Origin of the sequence: Pedobacter sp. BG31 (genome assembly GCF_042464845.1) — a bacterium.
GTDB lineage: Bacteria > Bacteroidota > Bacteroidia > Sphingobacteriales > Sphingobacteriaceae > Pedobacter > Pedobacter suwonensis.
Map to the genome: position 1 here is coordinate 41234 of NZ_JBHNZK010000015.1, position 25783 is coordinate 67016.

25 protein-coding genes are annotated in these 25783 nt (G+C 39.6%); 18 read left to right on the plus strand and 7 right to left on the minus strand.

Annotation, left to right across the window (positions count from 1 at the left end; genetic code table 11):
* Nucleotides 1-28: 28 nt before the first annotated feature.
* Complete coding sequence (locus ACFE6N_RS17030) at nt 29-1894, minus strand: Nramp family divalent metal transporter (protein WP_378938369.1); 1866 nt, start codon at nt 1892-1894, stop codon at nt 29-31.
* Nucleotides 1881-2543 (minus strand): metal-dependent transcriptional regulator, encoded by a 663-nt coding sequence (locus tag ACFE6N_RS17035; protein ID WP_378938371.1) that lies wholly within the window; start codon nt 2541-2543, stop codon nt 1881-1883. The genes ACFE6N_RS17030 and ACFE6N_RS17035 overlap by 14 nt, the downstream gene beginning before the upstream one ends.
* A gap of 124 nt (nt 2544-2667) precedes the next feature.
* On the opposite strand from ACFE6N_RS17035, the gene ACFE6N_RS17040 reads away from it, so the two are divergent.
* Nucleotides 2668-3138, plus strand: a complete 471-nt coding sequence (locus ACFE6N_RS17040; RefSeq protein WP_025142637.1) for an Lrp/AsnC family transcriptional regulator — start codon at nt 2668-2670, stop codon at nt 3136-3138.
* A 394-nt stretch (nt 3139-3532) separates the two neighbouring features.
* Nucleotides 3533-4174 carry an NAD(P)H-binding protein gene (locus tag ACFE6N_RS17045; protein ID WP_378938373.1) on the plus strand — a complete coding sequence of 214 codons (642 nt, stop codon included), beginning with the start codon at nt 3533-3535 and terminating at the stop codon, nt 4172-4174.
* A gap of 303 nt (nt 4175-4477) precedes the next feature.
* Here ACFE6N_RS17045 and ACFE6N_RS17050 read toward each other — a convergent pair whose 3' ends face one another.
* Entirely contained in the window at nt 4478-4828 is a 351-nt protein-coding gene (locus ACFE6N_RS17050) for a GNAT family N-acetyltransferase (RefSeq protein ID WP_378938375.1), read from the minus strand.
* Nucleotides 4829-5081: 253 nt separating this feature from the next.
* On the opposite strand from ACFE6N_RS17050, the gene ACFE6N_RS17055 reads away from it, so the two are divergent.
* The 4 genes from ACFE6N_RS17055 to ACFE6N_RS17070 all read left to right on the plus strand — a co-directional run bounded on the left by ACFE6N_RS17055 (nt 5082) and on the right by ACFE6N_RS17070 (nt 11573).
* On the plus strand, nt 5082-5687 hold the full coding sequence (locus tag ACFE6N_RS17055; protein ID WP_378938377.1) for a TetR/AcrR family transcriptional regulator: 606 nt from the start codon (nt 5082-5084) through the stop codon (nt 5685-5687).
* A 71-nt stretch (nt 5688-5758) separates the two neighbouring features.
* Complete coding sequence (locus ACFE6N_RS17060) at nt 5759-6961, plus strand: efflux RND transporter periplasmic adaptor subunit (RefSeq protein WP_378938379.1); 1203 nt, start codon at nt 5759-5761, stop codon at nt 6959-6961.
* 24 nt (nt 6962-6985) lie between these two features.
* Nucleotides 6986-10180: an efflux RND transporter permease subunit gene (locus tag ACFE6N_RS17065; protein WP_378938381.1), complete on the plus strand. Its 3195-nt coding sequence runs from the start codon at nt 6986-6988 to the stop codon at nt 10178-10180.
* A complete protein-coding gene (locus ACFE6N_RS17070) occupies nt 10167-11573 on the plus strand; it encodes a TolC family protein (protein ID WP_378938383.1) in 1407 nt (468 codons plus the stop codon). The genes ACFE6N_RS17065 and ACFE6N_RS17070 overlap by 14 nt, the downstream gene beginning before the upstream one ends.
* A gap of 142 nt (nt 11574-11715) precedes the next feature.
* On the opposite strand, the gene ACFE6N_RS17075 is transcribed toward ACFE6N_RS17070, so the two are convergent.
* The 3 genes from ACFE6N_RS17075 to fucP form a co-directional block, all read right to left on the minus strand.
* Nucleotides 11716-12498: an SDR family oxidoreductase gene (locus ACFE6N_RS17075; RefSeq protein WP_378938385.1), complete on the minus strand. Its 783-nt coding sequence runs from the start codon at nt 12496-12498 to the stop codon at nt 11716-11718.
* A gap of 191 nt (nt 12499-12689) precedes the next feature.
* Entirely contained in the window at nt 12690-14327 is a 1638-nt protein-coding gene (locus ACFE6N_RS17080) for a UxaA family hydrolase (RefSeq protein ID WP_378938387.1), read from the minus strand.
* A 7-nt stretch (nt 14328-14334) separates the two neighbouring features.
* Entirely contained in the window at nt 14335-15645 is a 1311-nt protein-coding gene (gene fucP / locus ACFE6N_RS17085) for an L-fucose:H+ symporter permease (RefSeq protein ID WP_378938389.1), read from the minus strand.
* A gap of 358 nt (nt 15646-16003) precedes the next feature.
* Here fucP and ACFE6N_RS17090 point away from each other — a divergent pair, with 358 nt between their 5' ends.
* Nucleotides 16004-16873: an AraC family transcriptional regulator gene (locus ACFE6N_RS17090; protein WP_378938391.1), complete on the plus strand. Its 870-nt coding sequence runs from the start codon at nt 16004-16006 to the stop codon at nt 16871-16873.
* 483 nt (nt 16874-17356) lie between these two features.
* Here the strand turns inward: ACFE6N_RS17090 and ACFE6N_RS17095 are convergent, their stop codons facing one another.
* A complete protein-coding gene (locus ACFE6N_RS17095; RefSeq protein ID WP_378938393.1) occupies nt 17357-18316 on the minus strand; it encodes a GlxA family transcriptional regulator in 960 nt (319 codons plus the stop codon).
* A gap of 135 nt (nt 18317-18451) precedes the next feature.
* On the opposite strand from ACFE6N_RS17095, the gene ACFE6N_RS17100 reads away from it, so the two are divergent.
* The 11 genes from ACFE6N_RS17100 to ACFE6N_RS17150 all read left to right on the plus strand — a co-directional run bounded on the left by ACFE6N_RS17100 (nt 18452) and on the right by ACFE6N_RS17150 (nt 25783).
* The gene (locus ACFE6N_RS17100) at nt 18452-18946 is read left to right on the plus strand and encodes a DinB family protein (RefSeq protein WP_378938395.1); all 495 of its coding nucleotides are present in this window, start codon (nt 18452-18454) and stop codon (nt 18944-18946) included.
* Between the two features lie 3 nt (nt 18947-18949).
* On the plus strand, nt 18950-19456 hold the full coding sequence (locus tag ACFE6N_RS17105) for a DinB family protein (protein ID WP_378938397.1): 507 nt from the start codon (nt 18950-18952) through the stop codon (nt 19454-19456).
* A 14-nt stretch (nt 19457-19470) separates the two neighbouring features.
* Nucleotides 19471-19884, plus strand: coding sequence for a hypothetical protein (locus ACFE6N_RS17110; RefSeq protein WP_378938400.1), 414 nt, complete (start codon nt 19471-19473; stop codon nt 19882-19884).
* 134 nt (nt 19885-20018) lie between these two features.
* A complete protein-coding gene (locus tag ACFE6N_RS17115) occupies nt 20019-20435 on the plus strand; it encodes a VOC family protein (protein WP_378938402.1) in 417 nt (138 codons plus the stop codon).
* A 261-nt stretch (nt 20436-20696) separates the two neighbouring features.
* On the plus strand, nt 20697-21077 hold the full coding sequence (locus ACFE6N_RS17120; protein WP_378938403.1) for a DoxX family protein: 381 nt from the start codon (nt 20697-20699) through the stop codon (nt 21075-21077).
* 100 nt (nt 21078-21177) lie between these two features.
* Nucleotides 21178-21609 (plus strand): DUF2147 domain-containing protein, encoded by a 432-nt coding sequence (locus ACFE6N_RS17125; RefSeq protein ID WP_378938405.1) that lies wholly within the window; start codon nt 21178-21180, stop codon nt 21607-21609.
* A gap of 7 nt (nt 21610-21616) precedes the next feature.
* The gene (locus tag ACFE6N_RS17130; protein WP_378938407.1) at nt 21617-22636 is read left to right on the plus strand and encodes a WD40/YVTN/BNR-like repeat-containing protein; all 1020 of its coding nucleotides are present in this window, start codon (nt 21617-21619) and stop codon (nt 22634-22636) included.
* Between the two features lie 141 nt (nt 22637-22777).
* Nucleotides 22778-23593 (plus strand): TerC family protein, encoded by an 816-nt coding sequence (locus tag ACFE6N_RS17135; protein ID WP_378938409.1) that lies wholly within the window; start codon nt 22778-22780, stop codon nt 23591-23593.
* 104 nt (nt 23594-23697) lie between these two features.
* A complete protein-coding gene (locus tag ACFE6N_RS17140) occupies nt 23698-24402 on the plus strand; it encodes an HAD family hydrolase (protein WP_378938411.1) in 705 nt (234 codons plus the stop codon).
* Nucleotides 24389-25225: a phosphoribosyltransferase family protein gene (locus ACFE6N_RS17145; protein ID WP_378938413.1), complete on the plus strand. Its 837-nt coding sequence runs from the start codon at nt 24389-24391 to the stop codon at nt 25223-25225. The genes ACFE6N_RS17140 and ACFE6N_RS17145 overlap by 14 nt, the downstream gene beginning before the upstream one ends.
* A gap of 3 nt (nt 25226-25228) precedes the next feature.
* Complete coding sequence (locus ACFE6N_RS17150; RefSeq protein ID WP_378938416.1) at nt 25229-25783, plus strand: TerD family protein; 555 nt, start codon at nt 25229-25231, stop codon at nt 25781-25783.

The window sequence follows — 25783 nt, forward strand, 5'->3', positions numbered from 1 at the left end:
CTTTGATTATAATTCAACGCTCAACAATCTACCTGATAATCAACACCGGGATATTCACTTTGTGCCTCACCGAATCTACTGTAGTGCCAAAAACAAGGTCTTTTAAACCTTTATGTCCGTGGGCACCCATCACCAGGAGTTCCATTCCGTTTCGGTTACTGATATCGGCTATGGCTTTTCCTGTGTTTCCAAAACCAATAAATGGTGTAGCATCATAGCCAAGGTTTTCCAGGTTAGCTTTATATCGCTCGAGGTTAACCGAATCACTCTGCGTTTCGTGGTCCATCACTTCCTTACCCAAATAGCGTGCGGCAGCTGTTTCTACGATGTGGATAAGGTAATAGTGTGCATCTTTGCCGCCTTGAATTAAAGCATGCCTAATCGTGTTTCGGTCGTTTTTAGAGAAATCAACAGCAATTCCAATTTTTTTATACGTGATCTTATCAATTTTGCCGATATCCAACGCATCTCCATGAGGCACGATTTTTCTGGATGCATTTTTTTTCTGTTCCAATAAAGGATGGAAGAAAACATAGAGCAAAAGTAACACAATGAGGATTAAAGCAGGTATTACAATGGCGTAAATCCACCAATGATTGGCTTCTTTTGTCCAACCGCTTATCTCTTCAATAACCAGTTTCACATTAAGCGCGATGATCACGATGGCACTTGTCCAGGCTAAAACCTTTACCCACGGTTTAATGGCGAAATCTTTCATCAGTTTTTTATCTGATGTAAAATGGATCAAAGGGATGATCGCAAAGCCCAGCTGCAAACTTAACACCACCTGGCTCAGCACCAACAAACCGCCAAGTGCATCGTCGCCATAGTGCAATATGGTGAAAAACGCAGGGATGATGGCCAGTAATCGGGTAATCAGCCTTCGTAACCAGGGTTGGATCCTTAAGTTGATATGCCCCTCCATAATAATCTGTCCGGCTAAAGTTCCGGTTACTGTAGAGCTCTGCCCGGCAGCGATAAGCGCAATAGCGAACAGGGCGGGGGCTACGCTCCCAAAAATATTTGAAAGTAATTTATGCGCATCCTGAATTTCTGCCACTTCGTGTAAACCATTTTTGTAAAAAGCAGCTGCGGCGAGGATCAAAATGGCTGCGTTAACAAAAAAAGCGAGATTTAATGCAACGGTGGTATCAATAAGATTAAATTTTAAGGCTTCTTTAATTCCCTGGTTGCTCCGTTCAATTTTTCTGGTTTGTACCAGAGAGGAGTGAAGGTAAAGGTTATGTGGCATTACCGTTGCGCCGATAATCCCGATGGCAATATAAAGTGCATCGCCATTGAGAACAGAAGGTTCAAAACCTTTGGCTACCTCTTTAAGTGACGGCTCAACAATAAACATTTCAACCAGAAAAGAAATGCCGACGATAAAAACCATCGAAACAATAAATCCTTCCATAGCCCTCATGCCCTTGTTGAGTAAAAAAAGCAATAAAATGGTGTCGAAAATCGTAATGCTAATGCCCCAGATTAATGGCAAGCCGAAAAGTAGCTGTAAACCAATGGCCATGCCGATAATTTCGGCAAGATCGCAGGCAATAATTGCGGTTTGTGCCAAAGCAAACAATGGAATATTGGCCCAACGCGGATAAGCTTGTTTAGAAGCCTGCGCCAAATCCAATCCCCTCACTATACCCAAACGGGCACTTAACGATTGTAAAAGCAGCGCAATGAGGTTTGACATCAGTAATACCCAGATTAACTGGTAACCGAACTTACTTCCACCTGCCAAATCTGTCGCCCAGTTCCCAGGATCCATGTAACCCACACTGATTAAATAAGCCGGACCAATAAAGGCCAGAATTCTGCGCCAGCCTTTCCTTTTATCGGTATTTACGCTTTGATGTACTTCACTTAGCGATTCAGTTTTTGCCATTACTGCTGATTAAAATATGTTTTGCAACTTCTCTACTGATATTAACTTGTTTATCGGATATCCGGATCTCAACCGAACCGTCGAAATCGGTAACATCGCTAACCTGGATTTGTTTGCCAAGGGTAAGCCCTAATTTTTCCAAATGTTTTAAAAAAGGAGAACTGTGCTGACTCACACCGGTAATGGTGCCGGAATCGCCTGTTTTTAATTCAATAAGTTTGATAAACTGGGTTTTGGCAAATCGTCTGTTTTTATCGGGGATCGGATCGCCATGAGGATCTGCTCTGGGAAAACCTAAAAACTCATCTAGTCTCTCAATCAGTTCAACTGATTTTATATGTTCCAACTCTTCAGCCACATCATGCACCTCATCCCATTTAAAATTTAGTTTATCAACCAAAAAAACTTCCCATAATCTATGTTTACGTACAATATCTATCGCTGTGTTTTTTCCTGTTTCAGTTAAGGTAACGCCCTGGTATTTAACATAATCAATCAGGCCCTTCTCTGCCAGTTTTTTGATCATATCTGTAACCGATGCAGGTTTGGTTTGCATTTGTTCTGCTATGGCATTGGTTTGAACATTTATGGTTTTCTCTGCCAGATGATAAATGGTCTTTAAGTAGTTCTCTTCAGTATAGCTTTGCATTTATGTTTACCTAATTTTATTTTTAGGTAAATCTAAAAATTATTTCTTAAAATATATATGATAAATTATGTTAAAATTTAGAATTTAATTTGGTTATTTGTATTCGCAATACCTTTAACACCATATGGCATCTGAATTAGATAAAATTGATTTTAAAATTTTAAGAATACTTCAAGAGAACGGAAGAATTACCAATCTGCTTTTATCACAGGAAATTGGTTTATCACCCGCACCAACCTTAGAGCGTGTCCGCAAGCTCGAAATGGCAGGATATATTAAAAGTTACCATGCATTGGTAGATGAAGAAAAACTGGGTTTGGGCATTAAAACCTTTATTCAGATTCAACTCGATTTTCATAAAAACAATACCATCCAGATCTTTTTAGATGAAGTGAATCAAATCAAAGAGATCACAGAATGTCACCATGTTACAGGTCAGGCTGATTTTTTGTTAAAGGTTTATGTGAAGGATATTAAAGCTTACGAACGTTTAATTATGGATAAAATCAGTAAGATTTCTGTAGTGAAAACCTTCCAAACAATGATGATCATGTCTACCACGAAGAAAGAGCCTATTGTTCCGTTGGAATATTAGACTTAAATACCTGCATGGTTCTTCTTTTATCATTTAGAATCACTGTATCTGTCGGGCGCGTCACCCTTGTTTCAGGGACTTAGATGTTAAACTTTTGCTATCGTTTTTTACCATATAAGAAACAGAAAGGACATGTCAGATATGGAGCTTATATGTACTTATTTTCCTTATATGTTTCCGGCTTGGCGGCTCTAGTGGTTCGTCACCCGGAACTTATTTCAGGGAATTGATTTAAAATTAAATTCCCCAGATTCGGATAAGAATTTTTGTATTTTAGTATCATTAAAATCTCTTTATAAATATTCCCCAAAACAGAACGCCGTTCTGAATTTCCCTTATCCGCCCGATAACTGGGACTAAAACATTATTTTCTAAAATCTATAAAGAGAACATCATGCAAGATTTAAAAATTGCTTTAATTGGTGCTACAGGTAAAGCTGGTACCTATATTTTAAAAGCGCTTTTGGCGCAGCAGTTCAGGGTAAAAGTGCTGGTCAGAAATCCGGAAAAACTTCAGATCAATCATTCTTCGCTTGAAATGATAACCGGTGACGTTAAAGATCAAGAAACTGTGCAAAAACTTATACAAGGTTGCGATGCAGTTATCAGTGCGCTGGGGTTGGGGCAACCAGCAAGTGAAAAAACAATATTTACCCAATCAACAGGAAACGTCCTGAAAGCTATGAAAGCCCTTAAACTTAATTGTTATTTAGTGCTTACCGGCATTAATGTAGATACACTTTTTGACGATAAAGACGAAAAGACCAAATTTGCTACCCGATGGATGTATGATAATTATCCAGTTTCAACGGCTGACAGGCAAAAAGAGTATGATTTACTGAAAGAAAGTGATTCGGATTGGACCTTAATTCGCTTGCCTCTAATTATTCAGACCGATGAAAAAACGACGATAGGAACAAGCCTGGTGAATTGCGTTGGCGATCAGATTAATGCAGCTAATGTGGCGGTATTTATTATTGATCAGTTAGCAGAAATAAAATTTATAAATCAGGCCCCTTTTATTTGGAATAGTTAGGTTTATAACTTTTATCGTCACTGCGAGGAGGTACGACAGCCAGTCCCGATTTCTCGGGAAAGCAATTTTTAATGGTAGCGATCCTGCTGGAGAGATTGCTTCGTCGGCTGAAAAAGCCTTCTCGCAAAGACGATTACTCTTGCAGTCCGTCACCCTGAACTTGTTTCAGGGTCTTTTATGTAATAGATTTCTCTCCCGAACGTTCGGGACTGCGCTTCAGTCGGGATGACGACCTTTTATATTGAAATCTGCCAGGTAGAACCCTTGATTTATTTGCGGGTCAATATTTAGGCATTGTTTTCCCTAATCCGCATCACTCATTTCAAATTTCACTTCCCCTTTATTTACCATCCCCACTTTTTTCAAGCCCTGCCTGGTGTAAAATTCTTCTGCACGGGTATTGGGCGCTGTACCTAGCCATACCAATTCTTGTGTTTGATTAAAATACCAATCCATCATCAAGCGGTGCAATCTTTTGCCAATTCCCCTGCCTTCGAACTCCGGACGCAGAAATAAGGCCCAGATATTATGTTCTTTTAAATCTACAATAGAGAAACCTACTACTTCTCCAGCAACTTCGCAAACCCAACCTTTACCACGTTGCGTAATAAATTCTTCGCAATCTTTGTCAGTAACCAAAGCCGGATCAGACAAAATGTTCTTTTACGGTATGCCTGACAATTTGCATCGCAGCTATGTCAGTAGTTTTTGCCTCGCGAAAAATCATTTTTGATCAGTTATTGAGAAAGTTAATGATTTGAAAAAGCCTTTTAAATGCGCTAAGCGTTGATTATTAATCTTAAAACTAAGCAATAAAATGTTTATGACAAATGAATGATTGTGAATTCTAGAATTGGTTCTACATTTGCTTAACGGTGTTAGATTATTTACACCTAATATTCCAGTCATGGGAAGTAAAGAAAGAATTCTACGTTTAAAAGATGAAACCAGAACAAAAATTCTGGATGCTGCCTTGAACATTGTTCAAACAGAGGGCTGGCAGGCATTGAGTATGCGTAAAATTGCCGACCAGATTGAATATACTGCGCCCATCATTTACGAGTACTTTTCTAATAAAGATGGCATCTTACTGGAACTCACCAGAAGAGGGTATTTGATTTTGGCTAAAGATATCCGTGAAGCCAGGGATAAACACAAATCTCCCGAAGAAAAAATGGAAGCCATGTGGATTGCCTACTGGAACTTCGCCTTTGCCCATAAAGAATTTTATCAACTGATGTACGGGGTGGATATGGTTTGTTGTACGGTTAAAAATTCATTGCCCGAAGCTGAAAATGTAGGTGGTATGTTAGGTGAGGTAATCGAATCTTTATTCAAGAAGAAACCAGTTTCTGATGATGATATCTGCATGAAGTATTACACGTATTGGTCAATCATTCATGGTTTGATTTCGATTAACCTGGTGCGCCCGAATGGAAGAACAACCGATGAGCTAAACCAGCAAATTTTAAAAGATGCCATCAAAGGCATCACCTTATCTATTAACAGTTAGCATTTTTTTTAAACAGTAACTTAACACTGTTAAATTATTTATACACTATAATTCAATTAAATTTAATCCATATGAAATCTCTACATCGCTTGCGCCTAACACTTAACACTGTTAAGCAGTTTACTAGTGTTAAATCATTGTTAACTGTTTCGCTGCTTTCAATAATTTTATCCAGCTGTAAATCAGCTCCGGATCAGTCAGCTGCAGCACCGCCTCCGCCCGCTTTGCCGGTAAGCGCCATTAATGCCAGCACCGAAACTACTTATATTGAATACCCGGCGTCTATTCAGGGTGCTGTTGATATTGATGTACGGCCACAGGTGAGCGGTTATTTACAAAGCGTTCTGGTTAATGAGGGTGCTTATGTAACCGCGGGACAAACGCTATTCAAAATTAACGAAAACCCTTATCGCGAAGCACTAAACAATGCTAAAGCCAGCTTACATGCAGCGGAGGCGGCCATGTTAAATGCACAGTTGGAAGTGGATAAGCTAACGCCTTTAGTACAGAACAAGGTTGTGTCAGATATCCAGTTAAAAACGGCTAAAACAGCTTATAAAATTGCGCAGGCCAATGCCGAGCAGGCTAGAGCCAGTGTTGCAGCGGCAAAAATCAACTTAGGTTACACCAATGTTAAAGCTACGGTAAGCGGTTACATCGGCCGTATTCCGAAGAAACAGGGAAGTTTGGTTTCGCCAACCGATCAGGTTGCTTTAACACAATTATCTGATATCCACGAAGTACATGTTTACTTCTCACTGGGTGAAAACGACTTCAACAATTTCAACGCAAATTATCCTGGCAAAACCCCTGCTGACAGGATTAAACATTTACCTGCCGTAGAACTTTTATTGGCTGATAATTCCGCTTACCCGATTAAAGGTAAGATTGATATGATTGACGGACAGTTTGATAAAAACACAGGCGCCATTACCTTAAGGGCCAGTTTTCCGAATGCCAGCGGAACGCTTCGTTCGGGTAATACCGGCAAGATCCGTCTAGGTCTGCAGCATGATGATGCCATTTTGGTGCCGCAGGCATCGACGGTAGAAATGCAGGATAAAGTATTTGTATTTACCGTTGGCGATAGCAGCAAAGTGAAGAAACAGGCGATTACCATTGTGGGTAAAGCCGGTGAAAATTACCTGGTTAAAGAAGGCGTAAAAGTTGGCGACCAGATTGTGTTGAGCGGTGTTGATAAATTACAGGAAGGTATGGTAATCCAGCCTCAAAAAGCAGCCGATAAAGTAGCTGTGGCCAGAACAAAAAAATAATAAAATACTAAAGTTTAAGCAATCATGTTTCAAAAATTTATAGACAGGCCTGTACTGTCGACCGTCATTTCCATCTTATTGGTAATAGTGGGAATACTGGGTTTAACCAAGCTGCCCCTAGAGCGCTTTCCAAATATCGCACCTCCGTCGGTATTGGTAACTGCAGTTTACCCTGGAGCCAATGCCGAAACGATTTTACGTTCGGTAACCCCATCATTGGAGGAAGCCATTAACGGTGTGGAGAATATGACCTACATGACCTCCAGTGCCAGTAATGATGGTACTTTGGCCATTACCGTTTACTTCCAGCAGGGTACCAACCCGGATCAGGCAGCAGTTAACGTACAAAACCGGGTGTCGCAGGCTACCAGTCAATTACCGGCAGAGGTGGTTCAGTATGGTATCACCACGACCAAACAGCAAAACAGCTTTATCGGTGCCATTGGTGTATATTCTGAAGATCCAAAAAAATACGACGCTGTTTTTGTCAACAACTATGCACAGATCAATATCATTCCCGAGCTTAAACGTATCCCGGGCGTAGGTTCTGCCAGTGTATTTGGGGGGATTAAAGACTATTCGATGCGGATCTGGTTAAACCCAAGTCAACTAGCTACCTACAAAATTACGCCTAATGAGGTGATTGCCGCCATTCAGGATAAAAACCTGGAAGCGGCCCCAGGCAGGTTTGGAGAAAGAAGCAGTGAGGCCTTTGAATATATTGTTAAATATAAAGGTAAGCTGACCAAACCGGAGGAATATCAGAATATAGCGATCCGTTCCAACTCGGATGGTTCCATATTACGTTTAAAAGATGTAGCGCGTGTAGAATTGGGTGCCTACAGTTATGGCAGTGTTAACCGTTTAAACGGACATGATGGAATTACCATCGGTGTAATTCAATTATCAGGCTCTAATGCCAACGAAATTCAGATTGCCATTGATAAACTATTGGCGAAACTATCCAAAGATTTCCCGGCAGGTATTAAATACAACCAGTTTTACCGTACCAAAACCGATCTTGATGAATCCATCAACCAGGTGGAGCATACGCTGATCGAAGCCTTTTTATTGGTATTCATCGTGGTATTTATCTTCCTTCAGGATTTCAGGTCTACCTTAATTCCGGCTATTGCTGTGCCAGTGGCTATTATCGGTACCTTCTTTTTTATGCAGTTGTTCGGTTTCTCCATTAATCTTTTAACGCTGTTTGCATTGGTACTGGCCATTGGTATTGTGGTTGATGATGCGATTGTAGTGGTGGAGGCCGTGCATGCCAAAATGGAAGAAAACCCTTCGCTTAGCCCAAAAGCAGCAACTACGCAAGCCATGAATGAAATTACGGGGGCCATTATATCTATTACACTGGTGATGGCGGCAGTATTTTTACCGGTAGGTTTTATGACTGGCTCCACAGGTATCTTCTACAAACAGTTCGCTTTAACCATGGCGATTGCGATCATTATTTCAGCGGTTAACGCTTTAACCTTGAGTCCGGCGTTGGCGGCTTTATTTTTAAAGAACAAACATGCCGAAGGTGGTCATGCTGCGCCTAAAAAAGGGTTCGTAGAAAAGTTTTACGCAGGCTTTAATGGCGGGTTCAATTACATGACCAACCGTTATGTCGGTGGCTTAAAAGTGTTGATCCGTAATAAGTGGATCAGCATGGCCGGGCTGGCCTTAATTGTAGCAGTTACCGTACTGTTGGTAAGCAGAACCAAAACCGGTTTTATCCCAACAGAAGATCAGGGTTTTGTGGCCATTGCGGTTTCGAGTCCGTCGGGAACCTCATTAGCCAATACCAATAAAATATTAAAGCAGGCTGAAGCGGAGTTGAGGGCAATGCCATCGGCAAGATTCGTGATGTCGCTGGCGGGTTACAATTTCTTAACTGCATCTAACAGCCCCTCAGCCGGACAGATTTTCTTATTGTTAAAACCAAACGAGGAAAGAGGTGCAGTAAAAAACATTGATGAGATACAAAACATTGTAAGGGCTAAAATGGCCGCCATATCTGCAGGAACCTTCTTTGTATTCAGTTTTCCAACGGTACCAGGCTTTAGCAATGTGGAAGCCATGAATGTAATGTTACAGGATAAAACCAATGGCAAGCTGGATAAATTTAGTGGTGTGGCGAATAACTTTATAGCGAAGTTAATGGCTAAACCGGCTATTGCTTATGCCTTTACTTCTTACAAGGCAGATTATCCGCAGTTGCAACTGGATGTTAATGATGAAAAGGCCGATCAGCTGGGTGTAAGCAAAAAAGATATCTTACAAACCATGCAAACTTATTTTGGTACTGCACAGGCTTCAGATTTTAACCGCTTTGGTAAATACTACCGGGTAGTGGTTCAGGCCGATGTTGCCGACAGGACCGATCCGGCAAGTATTGACCGTGTATTTGTGAAAAATAAAAACGGAGAAAGTGTACCTATCAATACCCTGGTTAAGCTTACCCGTGTATATGGTTCGGAAACGGCTGCGCGTTATAACCTGTTTAACTCAATTGAAGTAAATGCCATCCCTAAACCAGGTTTCAGTTCTGGTGATGCGATTAAAGCGATAGAAGAAACTGCCAGAGAACAATTGCCAACCGGTTATGCTTATGAATTCTCCGGGCAAACCCGTGAGGAGATTTCTTCAGGCGGACAATCGACTGTGATCTTCCTGCTTTGTTTAGTATTTGTGTACTTCTTGTTATCGGCACAGTACGAAAGTTATATTTTACCACTGGCGGTAATCCTTTCTATTCCTACAGGTGTATTTGGCGTGTTTGTGGTTTTGGGCTTAACCGGTATCGAAAACAACATTTATGTTCAGGTAGCACTGATTATGTTGATCGGTTTGCTGGCTAAAAATGCCATCCTGATTGTAGAATTTGCCGTGCAGCGGCGAAAGGCAGGGTTGAGTTTGGTTGATGCAGCTATTGAAGCAGCAAGATTAAGGATCAGGCCAATTATTATGACCTCACTTGCCTTTGTGTTCGGTTTATTTCCGATGAGTATTGCAACGGGGCCATCGGCGCAGGGTAATCATTCTATCAGTATCGGTGCAGCAGGAGGGATGGTATCGGGCGTAATTTTAGGCTTGTTCATCATTCCGGTACTTTTTGTCATCTTCCAGGCTTTACAGGAAAAATTATCAAAAAAATCTTCAAATGAGGTTGTTCGCCACCATGAAGAACCTATAAATCATACAGTTTATGAAACGGTTTAATATCATTACCATTTTGCTCCTGGCGTTAATCTGGAGTGGATGTTCAGTTTCTAAAAATACAGCGCTGCCCAATATTGCACCTGGTTTTTTCAGAAATAATTCATCAACAGACTCTTCAAGCATTGGCACAATGCCACTGAAAAGTTTTATCAGCGACCTTACCGTTCAAAATTTAATTGATACGGCTTTGGTTAAAAATTATGATATGCAAATGGCATTGAAAAATATCGATGCTGCTGAAATATTGTTCAAACAATCGAAACTGGGTTATTTACCTGAACTGAAACTACAGGTATCGGCGAATTCGAGCCGTCCGAGTGATAATAGTTTAAACGGATTAAGCCTGAACCAGTTTACAGGTTCCACACACATTGAAGATTATAATGCAAACCTGGGTGTGGTTTGGGAGGCCGATATCTGGGGTAAAATCCGCAATCAAAAAGCTGGTGCTTTAGCCAGTTTTTTGCAGACCGAGGAAGCACGTAAAGCCGTTCAAACCCGTTTGGTGGCTAATGTTGCACAGGGCTATTACAATTTGTTGATGCTTGATGCGCAGTTGGAAATTGCCAGAAAGAACTTGAAATTGAACGATAGTACCTTACGAATCATTAATTTACAGTTCGACGCCGGTCAGGTTACCTCACTGGCGATACAACAGGCGCAGGCACAACAGCTGGTTGCTGCACAGTTGGTTCCCCGCTTAGAGCAAAATGTAACCTTACAGGAAAATGCTCTAAGTATACTGATTGGTACGTTGCCTAAATCAATTAACCGCGAGAGTCGTTTGGATCAGATGAATATCCCACAAAATCTGCATGCTGGTTTTCCATCAGCTATGTTGAGCCGCCGGCCCGATATCAAAAGTGCAGAGTTGGCGTTGGCCGTTGCCAATGCGAGGGTGGGTGTAGCCAAAGCAAGCTTGTATCCATCATTGGTAATTACCGCGAGCGGGGGGATTAACGCCTTTAAAGCAAGCAACTGGTTTAACGTACCGGCATCTTTATTCGGCCTGGTAGGGGCAGGCATTACCCAGCCCATTTTTCAACGCGGACAGTTAAAAAGCAATTTAGAACTGGCTAAAATAGACCGGGAGAAAACAGTGATCCAGTTTCGCCAGTCGGTATTAAACGCTGTTGGCGAAGTATCTGATGAATTAACGAAAGTAGAGAAGTTAAAAACACAATACAGCATTGCTGAAAAACGCACACAAACTTTGCAACAAGCGTCACGCAATGCCAACCTCTTGTTTAAAAGCGGTATGGCTAATTACCTGGAGGTCATTACCGCACAAGGCAATTTATTGCAGAGCGAACTGGAATTAACCACCATTAAAACAGAACAGCTTAATGCGGTGGTAGGCTTGTACCGGTCGTTAGGCGGCGGTTGGAATTAATTGAAATATCTAAACCTATAAGTTCTTCAAGATCTTATAGGCTTGTGTATAAATTTAAGCACCAGGAACGCGATGTTCCTGGTGCTTTTTTTTTCAGTGCAGTCGTCGTAATACAAATTTCGTGTAGTATACCGCCAAAATTTTACAACAAAGCCCTGTCTAAATGCACATAACCACCATCTACATGGATCAGTTGGCCTGTGGTATGACTGGATTTATCTGATAATAAAAATATGGCAGTATTTGCAATTTCCTCCACAGTGGTCATCCGGTTTTCGAAGGGGATTTTATCGGTGATGTTTTTAAGTTTTGCATCTCGGTCTTCAAAAGAATTAATCCATTTTTCGTATAGTGGCGTCCAGGCTTCGGCAACAATAATGGCATTTACACGGATACTAAAGGGTAGTAATTCCACGGCCCATTCGCGTGTTAAAGCATTTCTGGCACCATTGGATGCTGCATAACCAGAAGTTCCACCTTGCCCCGTTTCTGCTGTTTTACTCCCGATATTTAAAATCGAACCTTTACTTTGCTTCAGTGCTGGCAGGGCATATTTTGCCAAAAGATAATAATGTACCACGTTTTTATGAAGCGATTCGATAAAGCCTTCGTATGTACCACTCTCCAGGCCTACACCATCATTAACGCCCGCATTGTTTACTAAGCCGTCAATTCTGCCATACCTGGTTAATATTGCGTCAATAATGTTTTTACAATGTTCTGGCAGTGTGAGTTCAGCCGTGAAATAATCAGCTTTTAAGCCTAGATCTGTGATTTCATGAAGCAGTTTTACATTATCGCTTTCATTGCGGCCAATAATGATCGGCAAAGCATGTTCAATAGCCAGGGCCTTAACAATTGCGCCACCAATGCCTTTGGCCCCACCACTTACCAGGATTATTTTGTCGTTTAAATTTAAATTCATATTCGGTTATCTTTTTCTTTTATTATTTAATCATTGAGCATAGCGTTTTTTGCAGAGGGGATAGTGGTGGATTTAGTTGTTTTAGATTTCCCCCCTTACGTTTTACTCTATTGATAGCTTAGGGAGTTAATGAATGGTTTCTCTTATTAAACCTTCCATCTCACATCTTCCATCTGACATTTCACCTCTCATTATAAGCTAACTCCTCTTTTCCATGGAATAAAGTCATCCTGGTTGAGCTGTACGGCTTTTGGTATTTCCTCTCCACCGGCAACTTTAATACAGTATTCCAATATATCTTCGCCCATTTCGCTAATGGTTTTTTCCCCGTTAATTACAGGTCCGGTATCGATATCAATAAGATCACTCATACGTTTGGCCAGAACGGAATTGGTAGCGACTTTAATGGTCGGGCAAACGGGGTTTCCTGTTGGTGTGCCTAAGCCTGTGGTAAATAAGATTAAGGTTGCTCCTGCAGCGGCTTTACCCGTAGTGGCTTCAACATCATTTCCCGGCGTACATACTAAACTTAAGCCGGGTTTAGTTGCGGGTTCGGTATAATCTAAAACATCAACAATCGGTGCGGAACCAGCTTTACGGGCAGCACCTGCTGATTTAATGGCATCGGTAATCAAACCATCTTTAATATTGCCCGGAGAAGGATTCATGTAAAAACCAGATCCAACTTTATGCGCCAGATCGTCATACTCCGTCATTAAACGGATAAATTTTTCGGCAATTGACTGTTCAACACACCTATCGATCATTTCCTGTTCTACACCACAAAGTTCGGGGAACTCTGCCAATAAAACCCTGGCCCCCAATGCTACCAATAAATCGGCACAATAACCAACTGCCGGATTTGCAGAAATACCGCTAAACCCATCACTGCCACCACATTTCACTCCCACACACAGCTTGCTGAGTGGTGCTGCTTCGCGCTTTTGTTTGTTGATCAACATTAAACCTTCAAACGTACTGCGAATGGCGTTTTGGATCAACTGTTCTTCGCTTTGTGCTTTTTGCTGCTCGAAAATTAAAAGCGGTTTATCGAAATCAGGGTCCAATGCAAAAAGATCGCGTTTAAAATCTGCTATCTGCAAATGCTGGCAGCCTAAACTTAAAACGGTTATTCCGGCTACATTCGGGTGATGAGCATAGGCGGCCAATAATTTGCTTAGCGTATCCGCATCCTGTCGTGTTCCGCCACAGCCACCATTATGCGTGAGGAATTTAATGCCATCCACATTTTTAAAAGTCCGGTTGGTTTGATTTACCTTAGGCTCAAAACTAATGGTACTGATGTCTTCTCCCTTTTCAAAAGCCTGAACCAGTTTATGGGTATAAGATTTATATTTATCATCTACAGCATACCCCAATTCACTGTAAAGCGATTCCTTAATGATATCCAGGTTTCTGTTTTCACAAAAAACAGTAGGAATAAACAACCAATAGTTTGCAGTGCCCACTTCACCATTTTTACGGTGATAACCGTTAAAGCTGCGGTTGGCATATTTAAGCACATCAGGGGCTTCCCATTTGTAATGAGTATGGCGATACGTAAATGGCTCTGCAGCGTGTTTGGTGTTATCAACATTCATCCGCATGCCCGCTTTTACATCAAACTGTACTTTTCCAACCAAAACGCCATACATCATTACTTCATCACCGGTTTTCATATCCTGCATAAAAAATTTATGCTTGGCCGGGATTTCATCAACAGTAACATAAGTATTTCCATCATGCAATATTGCAGTGCCTGCCGGCAAATCCTGTAACGCAACTAAAACGTTATCCGCATTGTTAATCTTGATGACTGATTTTTTCATTGTCAATTTATACTTCTAAACTTATTTCTTTTTCGATATGATCAGGTTTCCATCCTTTCCAGCCAAAGTAAAGGACCACAAGGAAGCATACAAAAGGTACCAGGTAGCCATACTGGATGTTGTGGGTAGCATCTGATATAAGGCCCAAAACCGGAGGCAGGAATGCACCGCCTACAATAGACATTACAATTAAAGAGGAACCCAGTTTGGTATCTTTACCCAGCCCGGCTATGCCTAATGAGAATATGGTCGGGAACATGATCGACATAAAAAAGGCAACACCGATTAAGGCGTAAACGGTAATCATTCCGCTTCCCAGAATAGATACAAGGGTAAGTACTGCACTGATCAACGCATACAGCATTAATAATTTATTTGGGGCTACAAACTTCATAAAAACGGTGCCTACAAATCTGCCAATCATAAAAGCCAAACCCGCTGCACCAGCGTACCATTTTGCTTCGTCCTGACTTATACTTGCTGATGAGGTTACGAAGCTGATGAATAAACTTAATATGCAAACCTGGGCGCCTACATAGAAAAACTGACCAATAATTGCCCATCGTAAATGGCTATGGCCTAATACATGGCGGAAAGTGGTTTTTTTCTCGATGTTTTCTTCTTCCTTTATATCGGGCAGTTTTGTAAAAATGAATAGGATTGCTACAACAATAATCAGGATGCCTAAAATTAAATACGGTGCTTTTACGGTCGATGCTTCTTCGAGCATATAAGCCTGTTTTTCCAAAGGAAGCATTTTTGCCAGTTGGGCGTCAGTATATTTTACTTCCGTGAAAATAAATTTACCACCAAGTACCGGGGCTAAAAAGGCTGCAAACCCGTTAAAGGATTGAGAGAAATTTAAGCGTTGTGTAGCGGTTTCAGGCGGTCCGAGCACAGTAACATAAGGATTTGCTGCCGTTTCCAGAAATGTTAAACCGCAGGCGATAATAAAAAGTGCGCCTAAGAAAAAGATATATTGTGCGGTATTGGCGGCAGGTATAAAGAGTAGACAGCCAATGGCAAATAAAACGAGTCCTAAAATAATACCGCTTTTATAGCCGTATTTGCGCATAACATAACCTGCTGGCAGTGCCAGTAAAAAGTAAGCAATAAAAACAGATGAATCGACCAGGGTGGATTCGAAAACATTCAGATGAAACGCTTTGCGTAGATGTGGAATCAATATCGGATCGAGATTGTGGACAAAGCCCCAGAAGAAAAACAAGCTGGTAACTAAAATTAACGGAAATAGATATCCCTTTCCATTTTTTGGTTGGTTGGATACTTTAAAGTTTGTGGATGGATTTTGGCTCATGTTTATTTGGTTATAAAGGATTTAAACAGGTTGGCGCTAAAATTAAAATAATAATAGTTTAAACCGCTGAAAATTTTGATTATCAAGTCCCAATCTTAGGTAGATACGGTGAAACTAAGTCCTGCCTTTCCACCCACTTTGATGTGGCAACGGCAACTTTGGGAAGCAATTGGTCTCTATAACAGGAAATAAATAATCCAATTTTCATAAGATGTTTCGGGTGAGTTGCAGTTATACAAATTAAGCCCTTCAGCGTTAATAAAAATTTAACTTTATCATCTAATTATTAAATGATATTAGCTTGATTTTTTACATTGCGAATTTATTTTGCATATTAGATTGATTTTTTAAGATTTTTATGAAACCGCATTTACTTAATGTATCTACCAATTCTGTGGATTCTTTTAGCGCCCGGAGAGATGTTATGCCTGATGTAAACAACCGCTGGCATTACCATTCAGCGCTGGAATTGATTTACATTAAAAAAGGAAGAGGTACGCAGTTTATTGGCGATAGCATCAAAAATTTTAAGGAGGGGGATGTGGTTTTACTCGGGAGCAACCTGCCGCATTACTGGCGTTTTGACCCGGAGTTTTTTGATGAAAATGTTTGCGAACCGGTTGACGTTTATGTAATCCATTTTAAAGAAGATTTTTTAGGAAGAGATTTTTTGGATCTTCCCGAAAACCAGGAAATTAAAAAGATTTTGATACAATCAACGCAGGGCATTCAGCTGGAAGGAGTTTCGAAAGAAAAAATCGCTCATTTAATGCCACAGATTATCGAAGCAAAAGGCACCATGCGGATTATCAGAATACTCGAAGTATTAACAGAAATAGCCCATTGCGGAGAAAGAAACACATTGGTTTCGCTGGGCTTTAAGCCCAACTTTTTGGAGAACGAAAAAGACCGGATCCAATCTATTTACAATTATACCATCAGCAATTACAAGAATAAGATCGAACTAAAGGAAATTGCTGCAGTAGCTAAAATCAGTCCCAATTCGTTCTGTAAATTCTTTAAAACCAAAAGCAGAAAAACCTACACGCAGTTTCTGAATGAAATCAGGGTGGGGCAGGCCTGTAAATTATTGATTGAAAACAACTTAACAGTGAAAGAGATCTGTTACGATTGCGGGTTTTACAATTTTACCAGTTTTCACAAATATTTCAGGGAAATAACGGGTAAAACCCCATTAAAATACCAGCAGGCTTTTTCTAAGCAATAACACCTGTTCAAAGTTCTGTTTTTAATTTTAAATCCTATTCGGAACTATTAAAACATGAACAATATCACGAAATCATATCACTCAATACGGAAATAAACTTTTGCCTTTGATTGACATCCAGGCAACTGCATATTACAGTTTATTGCTTAAAACGGAGTGGTATTTTATAGCTTAAAATATGGAGACGTTAATTTTGATGACGGGAAAAGCTAGTTAAAATTTTTCATCGTCGCTGGGGATCTGCTCAGCGGAGAAATAGCAGTACAACATCAATCCAAAAGAAAGAATATAAAATGCTGCCGTAATTAAAAGAAATGTGGTCATAACATGTATTATTTGGTTAGTGTAATTCTAACGTTAAGTTATCCTTAATATGGTGTTATGCTGAATTTATTTTGTTTTAATTTTCAACATAATAGATTTTTTATGTTGAAAACTATTTTATTAGTTTATTTATATTTTGATTATTGTTAGTTATCGCGCTTATTTAGGCTGGAATTTATCGCGATATTGTGTTGGTGTCATTCCTACCGATTTTCTGAATACTTTTCTGAATGCTTTGGGATCATTGTATCCTGAGTTGTAAATCACTTCTGTCATCTGCTGTGCAGTTTGCTCCAATAATTTTTTGGCGGCTTCGATCCGCGTTTGCTGAAGATACTCAATAGGAGTCATCCCGGTTACCTGCTTAAACCGGCGTACAATATTTCTTCTGCTCGAAGGAATATCTTTAATCATCTCTTCAATCGTAGCTAAATCCTGATAATTATTTTCGATTTTCTCCTGAGCAGAAGCAACAATATCATCATTATGGTGGCGGATAGGCTGAAAGGTACTAAAATAAGACTGGGTTACGCGATCCATGTCAATGGCGAAAATTTTAGCCACCTTAATAGCCATATCTTTTCCGCAATGGAGCTGTAAAAGATGTAACAACAAATGAAAGGTTGAGGTAGCGCCGCCGCTTGTAAATAACCTGCCATCTTGTGTTACCGTTTTATCAGCCTTCAAATGCACCAGCGGGAATGCTGTAGAAAAAGCAGAACATGCATCAACATGTGTGGTTGCGGCTCTACCATCCAACAGTCCTGATGCAGCGACTAAAAATGCACCAGTACAAAAGGTAGCAATTTCGGCTCCTTCCGCATGCTGTTTATTTAGCCATGGAATAAAGCCGCTATTTGCGCCAATGCAGTCTTTTATATCAAGGCTTGCAAATGATGGAACCAAAATCAGTTCAAATTGCCCGGCATTTTGTAGGGATATGCAGGGATGTGCGCTAAAATTATAATTTTTATCATCAATGGTAATTAAACTCATGATAAATGGAACTTCAAGTCCATCTTTTGCGTAAAAACCATTTACCGTATCAAATACATCCAGAATTGCCGCGAGGCTTAATAATCTGAAATTTTGCGGCATTAAAACACCTACATTTATCATTTGGTTAAAAATTTTAGGTATCGTAAATATATGAAAATTGTCTGAAATGCCCCTCAAGATTGACTTTTACGGCACGGGTAGGCATCAATATTTAGCCATAACTTTATTCTTATACTAAACACCTGATAAAATGATATGAAACTTAAACCAACCAGTGGCAGGATGTACGGCTTAGTTGTACTGTACGAAATGCAGACAGATTTTTTATTGAAGGCTTTAGATGGCATAGACCAAAAAGATGCGCAAAAAAGATTGGATACCAAAGCCAACCACATTGCCTGGATTACCGGTAGTATGGTGCAGGGAAGGTATTTCCTGGCTAAGTTGTTTGGGATTGATCTGCCATCTGTCACAGATGAACTTTTTGCTCATAATAAGGGGATTATTGATGATGCGATTTATCCGCCGCTTGCCGCTTTTATAAAAGACTGGGAAGAAATTTCTCCAAAGTTGCAGGAAGCCTTAATCCGGGCTACGGATGAAAAGCTTGAAGAGAAACTCAGCATGCCGGGGATGGAAATTACCCTTTTCGAAATGATCAGTTTCAACACCTATCGGGATGCAAACTGTATCGGTCAAATTGCCTTGTGGCGTAGATTATTGGGCTATCCGGGAATGAATTATAGATAAATTATGGAAAAAGTAATTAACGAAGCCAATGAAACCTTATTGGCGTTGGAAAATGAGCTCTCAAAATTTGATGCCTCGTTATTAAATAACGTGCCTTTTAACGGCAGCTGGACCGCAGGGCAACTGGCTGAGCACCTGGTGTTGTCGAATGCGGGCTTTCTAGAGGTGATTAATGGTCCTTTTATGGAGACAGATAAGCCAGCTGATTTATTGGTGGAAACCATTAAAAAAGATTTTTTAAATTTTAACGTAAAATACAATTCACCTGAAGAAATTTACCCTGAACACAAAGCCTACAATCCATCTGAATTATTGGGGAATTTAAAGCTGATCAGGGTGGGGATCTCAGAGGCGGCAGGCAACCTGGATTTAACCAAAACCTGTAGCGCTTATAAACTGCCTGGTTATGGTTTTCTTACCCGTTTGGAGGCTGTTTATTTTGTGGTTTATCATACGCAGCGGCATATTTACCAATTAAGGAATATCTACAATAGCTTAGAAAGCAATTGATTTTAACTAAATTTATGAGGAACAAGAGGCTTGATTTACTCAATCCATACATCGGTAAATGGAAAACAGAAGGTTTAACGATGCTGGGTGATATAGTTACCGGAACAGATACTTACGAGTGGGTTGATGGTGGGTTTTTCTTAAAACATCAGGTTGATCTTATGCGCGGTGATAAAACGATCCGATCGCTTGAAATTACACATTACGATGATATGGAAGAGGTGTTCCGCTCACAATCTTTCGATAATGAGGGATGTATTTCAATATCTACCCTTAAAATTTACGATGATATCATTTTAATATTTGCTGATAGCGAAAGATTTAAAGGAAATTTTAAAACCAACACCATCGAAGGCACGTGGGAGCAATTTGATGGTAAAAACTGGGTACAATGGATGGATATAAAATTGACGAGGATTTACTTGTAACGTCTTGCTGAACTTATTTCAGTATATTGACTAAATAGATCCTGAAACAAGTTCAGGATAACGACCGTTCGTCACAAGAACATAACAGCAAACAAATTATTACAAAACCTAAAAGGATTAAAACAACAAAAAAAATGGCAACACTCAACATGTACTTAAATTTTAACGGGAACACCGAAGAAGCATTCAATTTTTACAAATCAGTATTTGGCGGAGAATTTTTGGCAGTGCAACGGTATAAAGATTCGCCAGGCTGCGAAGGCATGTCTGTGAGCGATCAGGAAAAATTGATGCACATTGCTTTGCCCGTTGGCGGCAACATTTTAATGGGTACTGATATAACCAATCCGATGCCGCCTGCAACGTTTGGCACGGGTATCTCACTTTCAGTTGACACCACCAGCGAAGACGAAGCCAAACGCTTATTTGACAGCCTCTCAGCAGGTGGGACAGTAACCATGGCATTAGAAAAAACTTTTTGGAATGCACTTTTCGGTATGACTACGGATAAATTCGGCATTCAGTGGATGGTGAACTATGATTATAAGTAGGTAGGCAGTACAAAGTCTGTAGTCCTGAGTCCTTAGTCTAATATTGTCGATAGGACAAAGGCCAACGGGCAATCTACCGATAAATTATTGAACTAATGGTCGTTAGATCCACGATCTTAATAAGTTTACTAATTTGGTATCAACTAACGATTAATAAGCTTAGCGTTACATTTGATTGACCACTTAAACCACTAAACCATTAACCAAAAAAGAACCAATAAATTTTATTATTTTTAAATATAAAACCAAAAATTAAACCATATGAAAATAGCAGTAATTGTTGTGCGCGTGCTCCTGGCCGCCATGTATCTTTTTGCTTCTGTAAGCTTTTTCTTTAATTTAATGCCTAAAGAGATGCCGGCAATGTCGGCGGCTCAAACCACATTTATGTCAGGAGTAATGGCATCTGTTTATTTAATGCCCTTAATTAAAGCTACAGAGTTAATAAGTGGAATATTATTGCTGATTAACCGCACCGCTCCATTGGCAGCAGTGATCATTTTTCCGGTTACACTGAACATTTTCCTGTATCATGCTTTTTTAGGTCCGAAAGATTTACCTATGGTCAGCGCAATGCTTTTATTAAATTTATTCCTCTTTTATGCTTATCGCGCCAGGTATCTGCACATCGTTTCAAAATAATTTTTAGGGTTTTTGGAAATTCTTATACTTTTTCTCTTTATTTAGTGTTTCGATATAAGGTGTAATGATTATATTTAAAAACTAACTAGAAATAAAAAATATGAGAAAGTTCCCATTTTTAGTGCTACTCTTTGTAGCCATATCATTTTCTGCTATTGCGCAGAACAAAGATGCAATTGTTGGCAAATGGCTTAATCCATCAGGCGAAGGACAAATAGAAATCTATAAAAAAGGCGATAAATACTATGGGAAACTGGCCTGGATGAAAGAGCCAAACCTAAATGGTAAGCCTAAACTGGATGCCAAAAACCCTAGTGAGAACCTGCAGAAACGCGCTTTGCTCAACCTGGAAATATTAAAGGATTTTGTGTATGATGATGGCAAGTGGACTGGTGGAACCATTTATGATCCGAAGAGCGGTAAAACCTATAGCTGTAATATGAGTCTGAAAAGTGCTGATGTGCTAAACATCCGCGGATATGTAGGTATTTCACTTTTAGGACGATCGGAAACTTTTAGACGGGTAAAATAAGTTATCAATGAAGAAGATTTTATGGTGCCTTTTATTGGCACCTTTTTTTTGCGCTGCGCAATCGTATTCTTTAAAGCCTTTAAATGAACATGCCAAAACCAGTTTACGCGGATTAAGTGTCGTATCAGACCGGGTTGCATGGGTAAGCGGAAGTAACGGCGCGGTTGGTAAAACTACTGATGGCGGGATCACCTGGAAATGGGTAAAACCGAAAGGTTACGAGAAAATCGATTTCAGGGATATTGAAGCCTTCGATGATCAACAGGCCGTTATTGTGGGGATTGCCTCTCCGGCTTATATCCTGAAAACTGTTGACGGAGGCGAAACCTGGACGGAAAACTATAAAAATGTAGATTCTGCTATATTTCTGGATGGCTTAAGTTTTTGGGATAAAAGTAAAGGAATTATTTTCGGCGACCCCATAAATGATAAACTTCAATTGCTTAAAACCGTTGATGCTGGTAAAAGCTGGCAGAACATTTCAACAAACGTACAAACTAGCCTGGCTAAAGGAGAAGCCAGTTTTGCCGCCAGTGGTACCACTATTAAAACGTTGCCGGGCGGTAAAACATGGATTGCAACAGGTGGCAAAGTTTCTAACATTTATTTTTCTGCTGATTATGGAGAAAGCTGGCAAGTATTTAAATGTCCGATTTTACAGGGAGCGGAAAGTACAGGCCCTTTTTCAATTGATTTTTTTAACACTAGAACAGGTATAGCCGTTGGCGGTGACTATTTAAAGGACAAAGAAAATTCGAATAATGTGCTTTTAACCAAAGATGGAGGCAAAACCTGGCAAAAGCCCGCCGCACCGGTTTTAGGTTTCCGATCAGGTGTTACCTATATCAACGCGAAGACTTTAATTGCTACGGGTACTTCGGGAACCGATATTTCTACCGATAGTGGTCAGCACTGGAAACACATCTCTGATAAAAGTTTTAATGCTGTTCAAAAGGCAAAAAGAGGTAAAGCAGTTTTGTTAGCTGGTAATAATGGCGTTATCTATCAGTTAGATACTGTCAATTGATATTTGGCTTTCAGATATGTAACAATTCTAATAACTGTCATTCTAACAATAAAAACAATGAGGTAAGTAGCGGAAATGATAAAATTTTGTTTCTTTGCTGTTAACTAAAACTTTAATTTAAAACATACACACAATCGCTCAATGGATTTTCTGCACACAATTTTAGGTGATGACATTCAAGCCGGATTATTAATTATTTTGAATTTAATTGTAATCGAAAGTTTATTATCAGTTGATAATGCCGCTGTTTTGGCAACCATGGTAATGGATCTGCCTAAATCGCAAAGAGAGAAAGCACTCAAATATGGCATTATCGGTGCTTACGTTTTCAGGGGCATCTGTTTATTCCTGGCAGCGTGGTTAGTTAAAATCTGGTGGTTAAAACCACTTGGCGGTTTATACTTATTATATCTTGCTTTCGATTATTTTAGGAAAAAGAACAGTAAAAAGAATGAGGAAGAAGAGGAAGTAGATAAAAGCAAAAGCTGGATTTATAAATCTACTGTTGGCTTAGTGGGGACTTTTTGGGCTACCGTTGCTTTGGTAGAGGTAATGGATTTGGCTTTCTCCATCGATAATGTTTTTGCCGCAGTGGCTTTTACTGATCATATCTGGTTAATTTATATAGGCGTTTTCATCGGTATTTTGGCCATGCGTTTTGTGGCACAGGCTTTTGTGAAACTGATGGAAAAATTTACCTTTTTAGAAACGGTGGCCTTTATTGTAATTGGTGTTCTGGGCGTTAAGCTTACCTCGTCATTATTTACCCATTTTTATCCTCAATCGCCTATTTCTCATGCCATTGAAGGAGAAAAAACTGATCTCTTTGTGTCTGTTTTCACTGTTGCCATTTTCATCATACCGGTATTAACTTCTCTTTTGTTCAATTATCCCAAGAAACATAAAAGCGATATCGTTATTTCGGAAGATGCTGAAGAAGTATTGGATAAGTCGTAATTTATATGACTTATCTGTCATAAATCTTACAATCAGCCGCTTCTGATTATACAATCAAATTTGTAATATTAGAATTTATTAAACAGATTAGGAAATAGGGTGCAATGGCTTTTTACAAACACTACTCATTCGATCTTTGGTTAACGTTGATTAAGTCGAATCCAACTTATAAACAGGAACGGGTACAGTATTTTTTCAGGAATTTTAACAGCAAGCATAAAAGCATTGATGAAATTGCCACCACTTTCCGTCAGGTAGATTTGATGGTAAATGCCATTAATGAAAAAGCAGGCAAAAATGTGGATGCTGATGAAATGTATTTAATGATCATCAGTATGATTAATGATTACGATTTCAACTTTAACGATGTAGACCTTAAGTTGCTTGATGAGGATATGGAGCAGATTGTATTTAACCACATGCCCCAACTTTACTGTGATGACTGTTTGAGGGTATTGGCAAAAATTAAAGATTCAGGAAACAGCTCCACCAATATATTAAGTAATACCGGTTTTATTAAAGGTAAAACCTTAAAAAAAGTCATTAATCATCTGGGCATAGGTCAGTATATCGATTTTCAGCTTTATTCTGATGAAGTGCGCATGTCTAAACCCAATGCAGGCTTTTTTCAGCTGATGTTAGATCGTATCGACAGAACAAAACACCCTGAATTACTGTTAACAGATGTTATCCACGTGGGGGATAATCCCCATGCCGATATCCGTGGTGCAGAAGCCATAGGGATTAACAGTATGCTCATCAATTCTAACAAATTATCTATCTTAAACCTACTCTATGATACCGTATAATTTCTCTCTTCATAAAATAGACAATACAGTCGATTTCGGTTTTAGCGCCGATGATTACAGCCGCTTTAAATTTGGCGATGATCTGGTAGCCAGATCTTTTGGAAAAGACCTTGCCGATGGTTTTATCAGGTATTACCTGGCTGATAATTTGATTACCGGCCAAATTGTGGTTATTTCCAGTCCTTACAGCTTTATCCCAACGGCAACTTTTGCCATGAAAAACCATTTCGTTTGTCAGCTTAACCGTTGGCTGGTCGAAAATGGCGGTTTAGCGGTACAGGAAACTAAGGTGCATAGAACCATTACCTATAAAGAAGATTATGGCGAATTGAGTGCTGAAGAAAGGCTGTCGCTAATCGGTAACGATTCATTTCATATTGATAAAGATTTTCTTACCGGTAAAACACTTTTATTTCTGGATGATATCCGGATTACCGGGAGCCATGAACGGATGATTTTAAAGATGGCAAAAGAGTATGGCTTAAAAAATGAAATGCACATGCTTTATTTTGCCGAACTGGTGAATAAAAACATCCATCCCAATGTAGAAAACTTCCTCAATTACCATCAGGTCAAATCTATTTTCGATCTGGAAGATATTATTGATGGTGGCAATTTCAGGTTCAATACCCGTATTGTAAAATACATTTTAAACACGACTTCAAGTAGCTTTACCATCTTTTTAGAACGCAGGAGTATTGATTTTATCAACCAGCTTTACGATCTCTCGCTGGGAAATAACTACCATACAATAGAAGCTTATTCAAAGAATTTACATCTTATAAAAGACTATATCAAAAACAACAACTATAAATTAATTTAAAATATGGCTATTAATTTGCAAAAGGGGCAGCGTGAAAATATCGATGCACCTAAATTTACAATAGGTTTAGGTTGGGATACCAACAGCTCTTCAACAGGTTCTGCATTCGATTTGGATGCTTCAATTTTTATATTAAACGATCAGAAAAAATTAATTTCTGATGAAAATTTTGTGTTTTACAACAATTTGGTTTCACCAGACGGAGCAGTAGAACATACCGGTGATAATTTAACAGGTGATGGTGATGGTGATGACGAGCAGATCAAAATCGATCTAACCAAAATTGATTCAAAAGTAAATGAGATCTGCATTGTGGTAACCATGCATGAGGCAGATAACAGAAGACAGAATTTTGGTCAGGTTAGAAATTCTTTCATCCGCATTTTTGATGCCGTAACCAATGAAGTGATTTTGAAATATGAATTGGAGGAAGATTTCTCCATTGAAACTGCGGTAGAATTCGGAAGGATTTACAAACGTGAGGGCAAATGGAAGTTCGAGGCTGTTGGCGTAGGCATGAAAGGTGGTTTACAGGATTATCTAAACAAATATCAATAA

What these genes read in the sequence shown, in the direction of transcription:
- ACFE6N_RS17030 (WP_378938369.1), bottom strand. Translation starts at nt 1,894, where the DNA reads ATGGCAAAAACTGAATCGCTAAGTGAAGTACATCAAAGCGTAAATACC.
- ACFE6N_RS17035 (WP_378938371.1), bottom strand. Translation starts at nt 2,543, where the DNA reads ATGCAAAGCTATACTGAAGAGAACTACTTAAAGACCATTTATCATCTG.
- ACFE6N_RS17040 (WP_025142637.1), top strand. Translation starts at nt 2,668, where the DNA reads ATGGCATCTGAATTAGATAAAATTGATTTTAAAATTTTAAGAATACTT.
- ACFE6N_RS17045 (WP_378938373.1), top strand. Translation starts at nt 3,533, where the DNA reads ATGCAAGATTTAAAAATTGCTTTAATTGGTGCTACAGGTAAAGCTGGT.
- ACFE6N_RS17055 (WP_378938377.1), top strand. Translation starts at nt 5,082, where the DNA reads ATGGGAAGTAAAGAAAGAATTCTACGTTTAAAAGATGAAACCAGAACA.
- ACFE6N_RS17060 (WP_378938379.1), top strand. Translation starts at nt 5,759, where the DNA reads ATGAAATCTCTACATCGCTTGCGCCTAACACTTAACACTGTTAAGCAG.
- ACFE6N_RS17065 (WP_378938381.1), top strand. Translation starts at nt 6,986, where the DNA reads ATGTTTCAAAAATTTATAGACAGGCCTGTACTGTCGACCGTCATTTCC.
- ACFE6N_RS17070 (WP_378938383.1), top strand. Translation starts at nt 10,167, where the DNA reads ATGAAACGGTTTAATATCATTACCATTTTGCTCCTGGCGTTAATCTGG.
- ACFE6N_RS17075 (WP_378938385.1), bottom strand. Translation starts at nt 12,498, where the DNA reads ATGAATTTAAATTTAAACGACAAAATAATCCTGGTAAGTGGTGGGGCC.
- ACFE6N_RS17080 (WP_378938387.1), bottom strand. Translation starts at nt 14,327, where the DNA reads ATGAAAAAATCAGTCATCAAGATTAACAATGCGGATAACGTTTTAGTT.
- fucP (WP_378938389.1), bottom strand. Translation starts at nt 15,645, where the DNA reads ATGAGCCAAAATCCATCCACAAACTTTAAAGTATCCAACCAACCAAAA.
- ACFE6N_RS17090 (WP_378938391.1), top strand. Translation starts at nt 16,004, where the DNA reads ATGAAACCGCATTTACTTAATGTATCTACCAATTCTGTGGATTCTTTT.
- ACFE6N_RS17095 (WP_378938393.1), bottom strand. Translation starts at nt 18,316, where the DNA reads ATGATAAATGTAGGTGTTTTAATGCCGCAAAATTTCAGATTATTAAGC.
- ACFE6N_RS17100 (WP_378938395.1), top strand. Translation starts at nt 18,452, where the DNA reads ATGAAACTTAAACCAACCAGTGGCAGGATGTACGGCTTAGTTGTACTG.
- ACFE6N_RS17105 (WP_378938397.1), top strand. Translation starts at nt 18,950, where the DNA reads ATGGAAAAAGTAATTAACGAAGCCAATGAAACCTTATTGGCGTTGGAA.
- ACFE6N_RS17110 (WP_378938400.1), top strand. Translation starts at nt 19,471, where the DNA reads ATGAGGAACAAGAGGCTTGATTTACTCAATCCATACATCGGTAAATGG.
- ACFE6N_RS17115 (WP_378938402.1), top strand. Translation starts at nt 20,019, where the DNA reads ATGGCAACACTCAACATGTACTTAAATTTTAACGGGAACACCGAAGAA.
- ACFE6N_RS17120 (WP_378938403.1), top strand. Translation starts at nt 20,697, where the DNA reads ATGAAAATAGCAGTAATTGTTGTGCGCGTGCTCCTGGCCGCCATGTAT.
- ACFE6N_RS17125 (WP_378938405.1), top strand. Translation starts at nt 21,178, where the DNA reads ATGAGAAAGTTCCCATTTTTAGTGCTACTCTTTGTAGCCATATCATTT.
- ACFE6N_RS17130 (WP_378938407.1), top strand. Translation starts at nt 21,617, where the DNA reads ATGAAGAAGATTTTATGGTGCCTTTTATTGGCACCTTTTTTTTGCGCT.
- ACFE6N_RS17135 (WP_378938409.1), top strand. Translation starts at nt 22,778, where the DNA reads ATGGATTTTCTGCACACAATTTTAGGTGATGACATTCAAGCCGGATTA.
- ACFE6N_RS17140 (WP_378938411.1), top strand. Translation starts at nt 23,698, where the DNA reads ATGGCTTTTTACAAACACTACTCATTCGATCTTTGGTTAACGTTGATT.
- ACFE6N_RS17145 (WP_378938413.1), top strand. Translation starts at nt 24,389, where the DNA reads ATGATACCGTATAATTTCTCTCTTCATAAAATAGACAATACAGTCGAT.
- ACFE6N_RS17150 (WP_378938416.1), top strand. Translation starts at nt 25,229, where the DNA reads ATGGCTATTAATTTGCAAAAGGGGCAGCGTGAAAATATCGATGCACCT.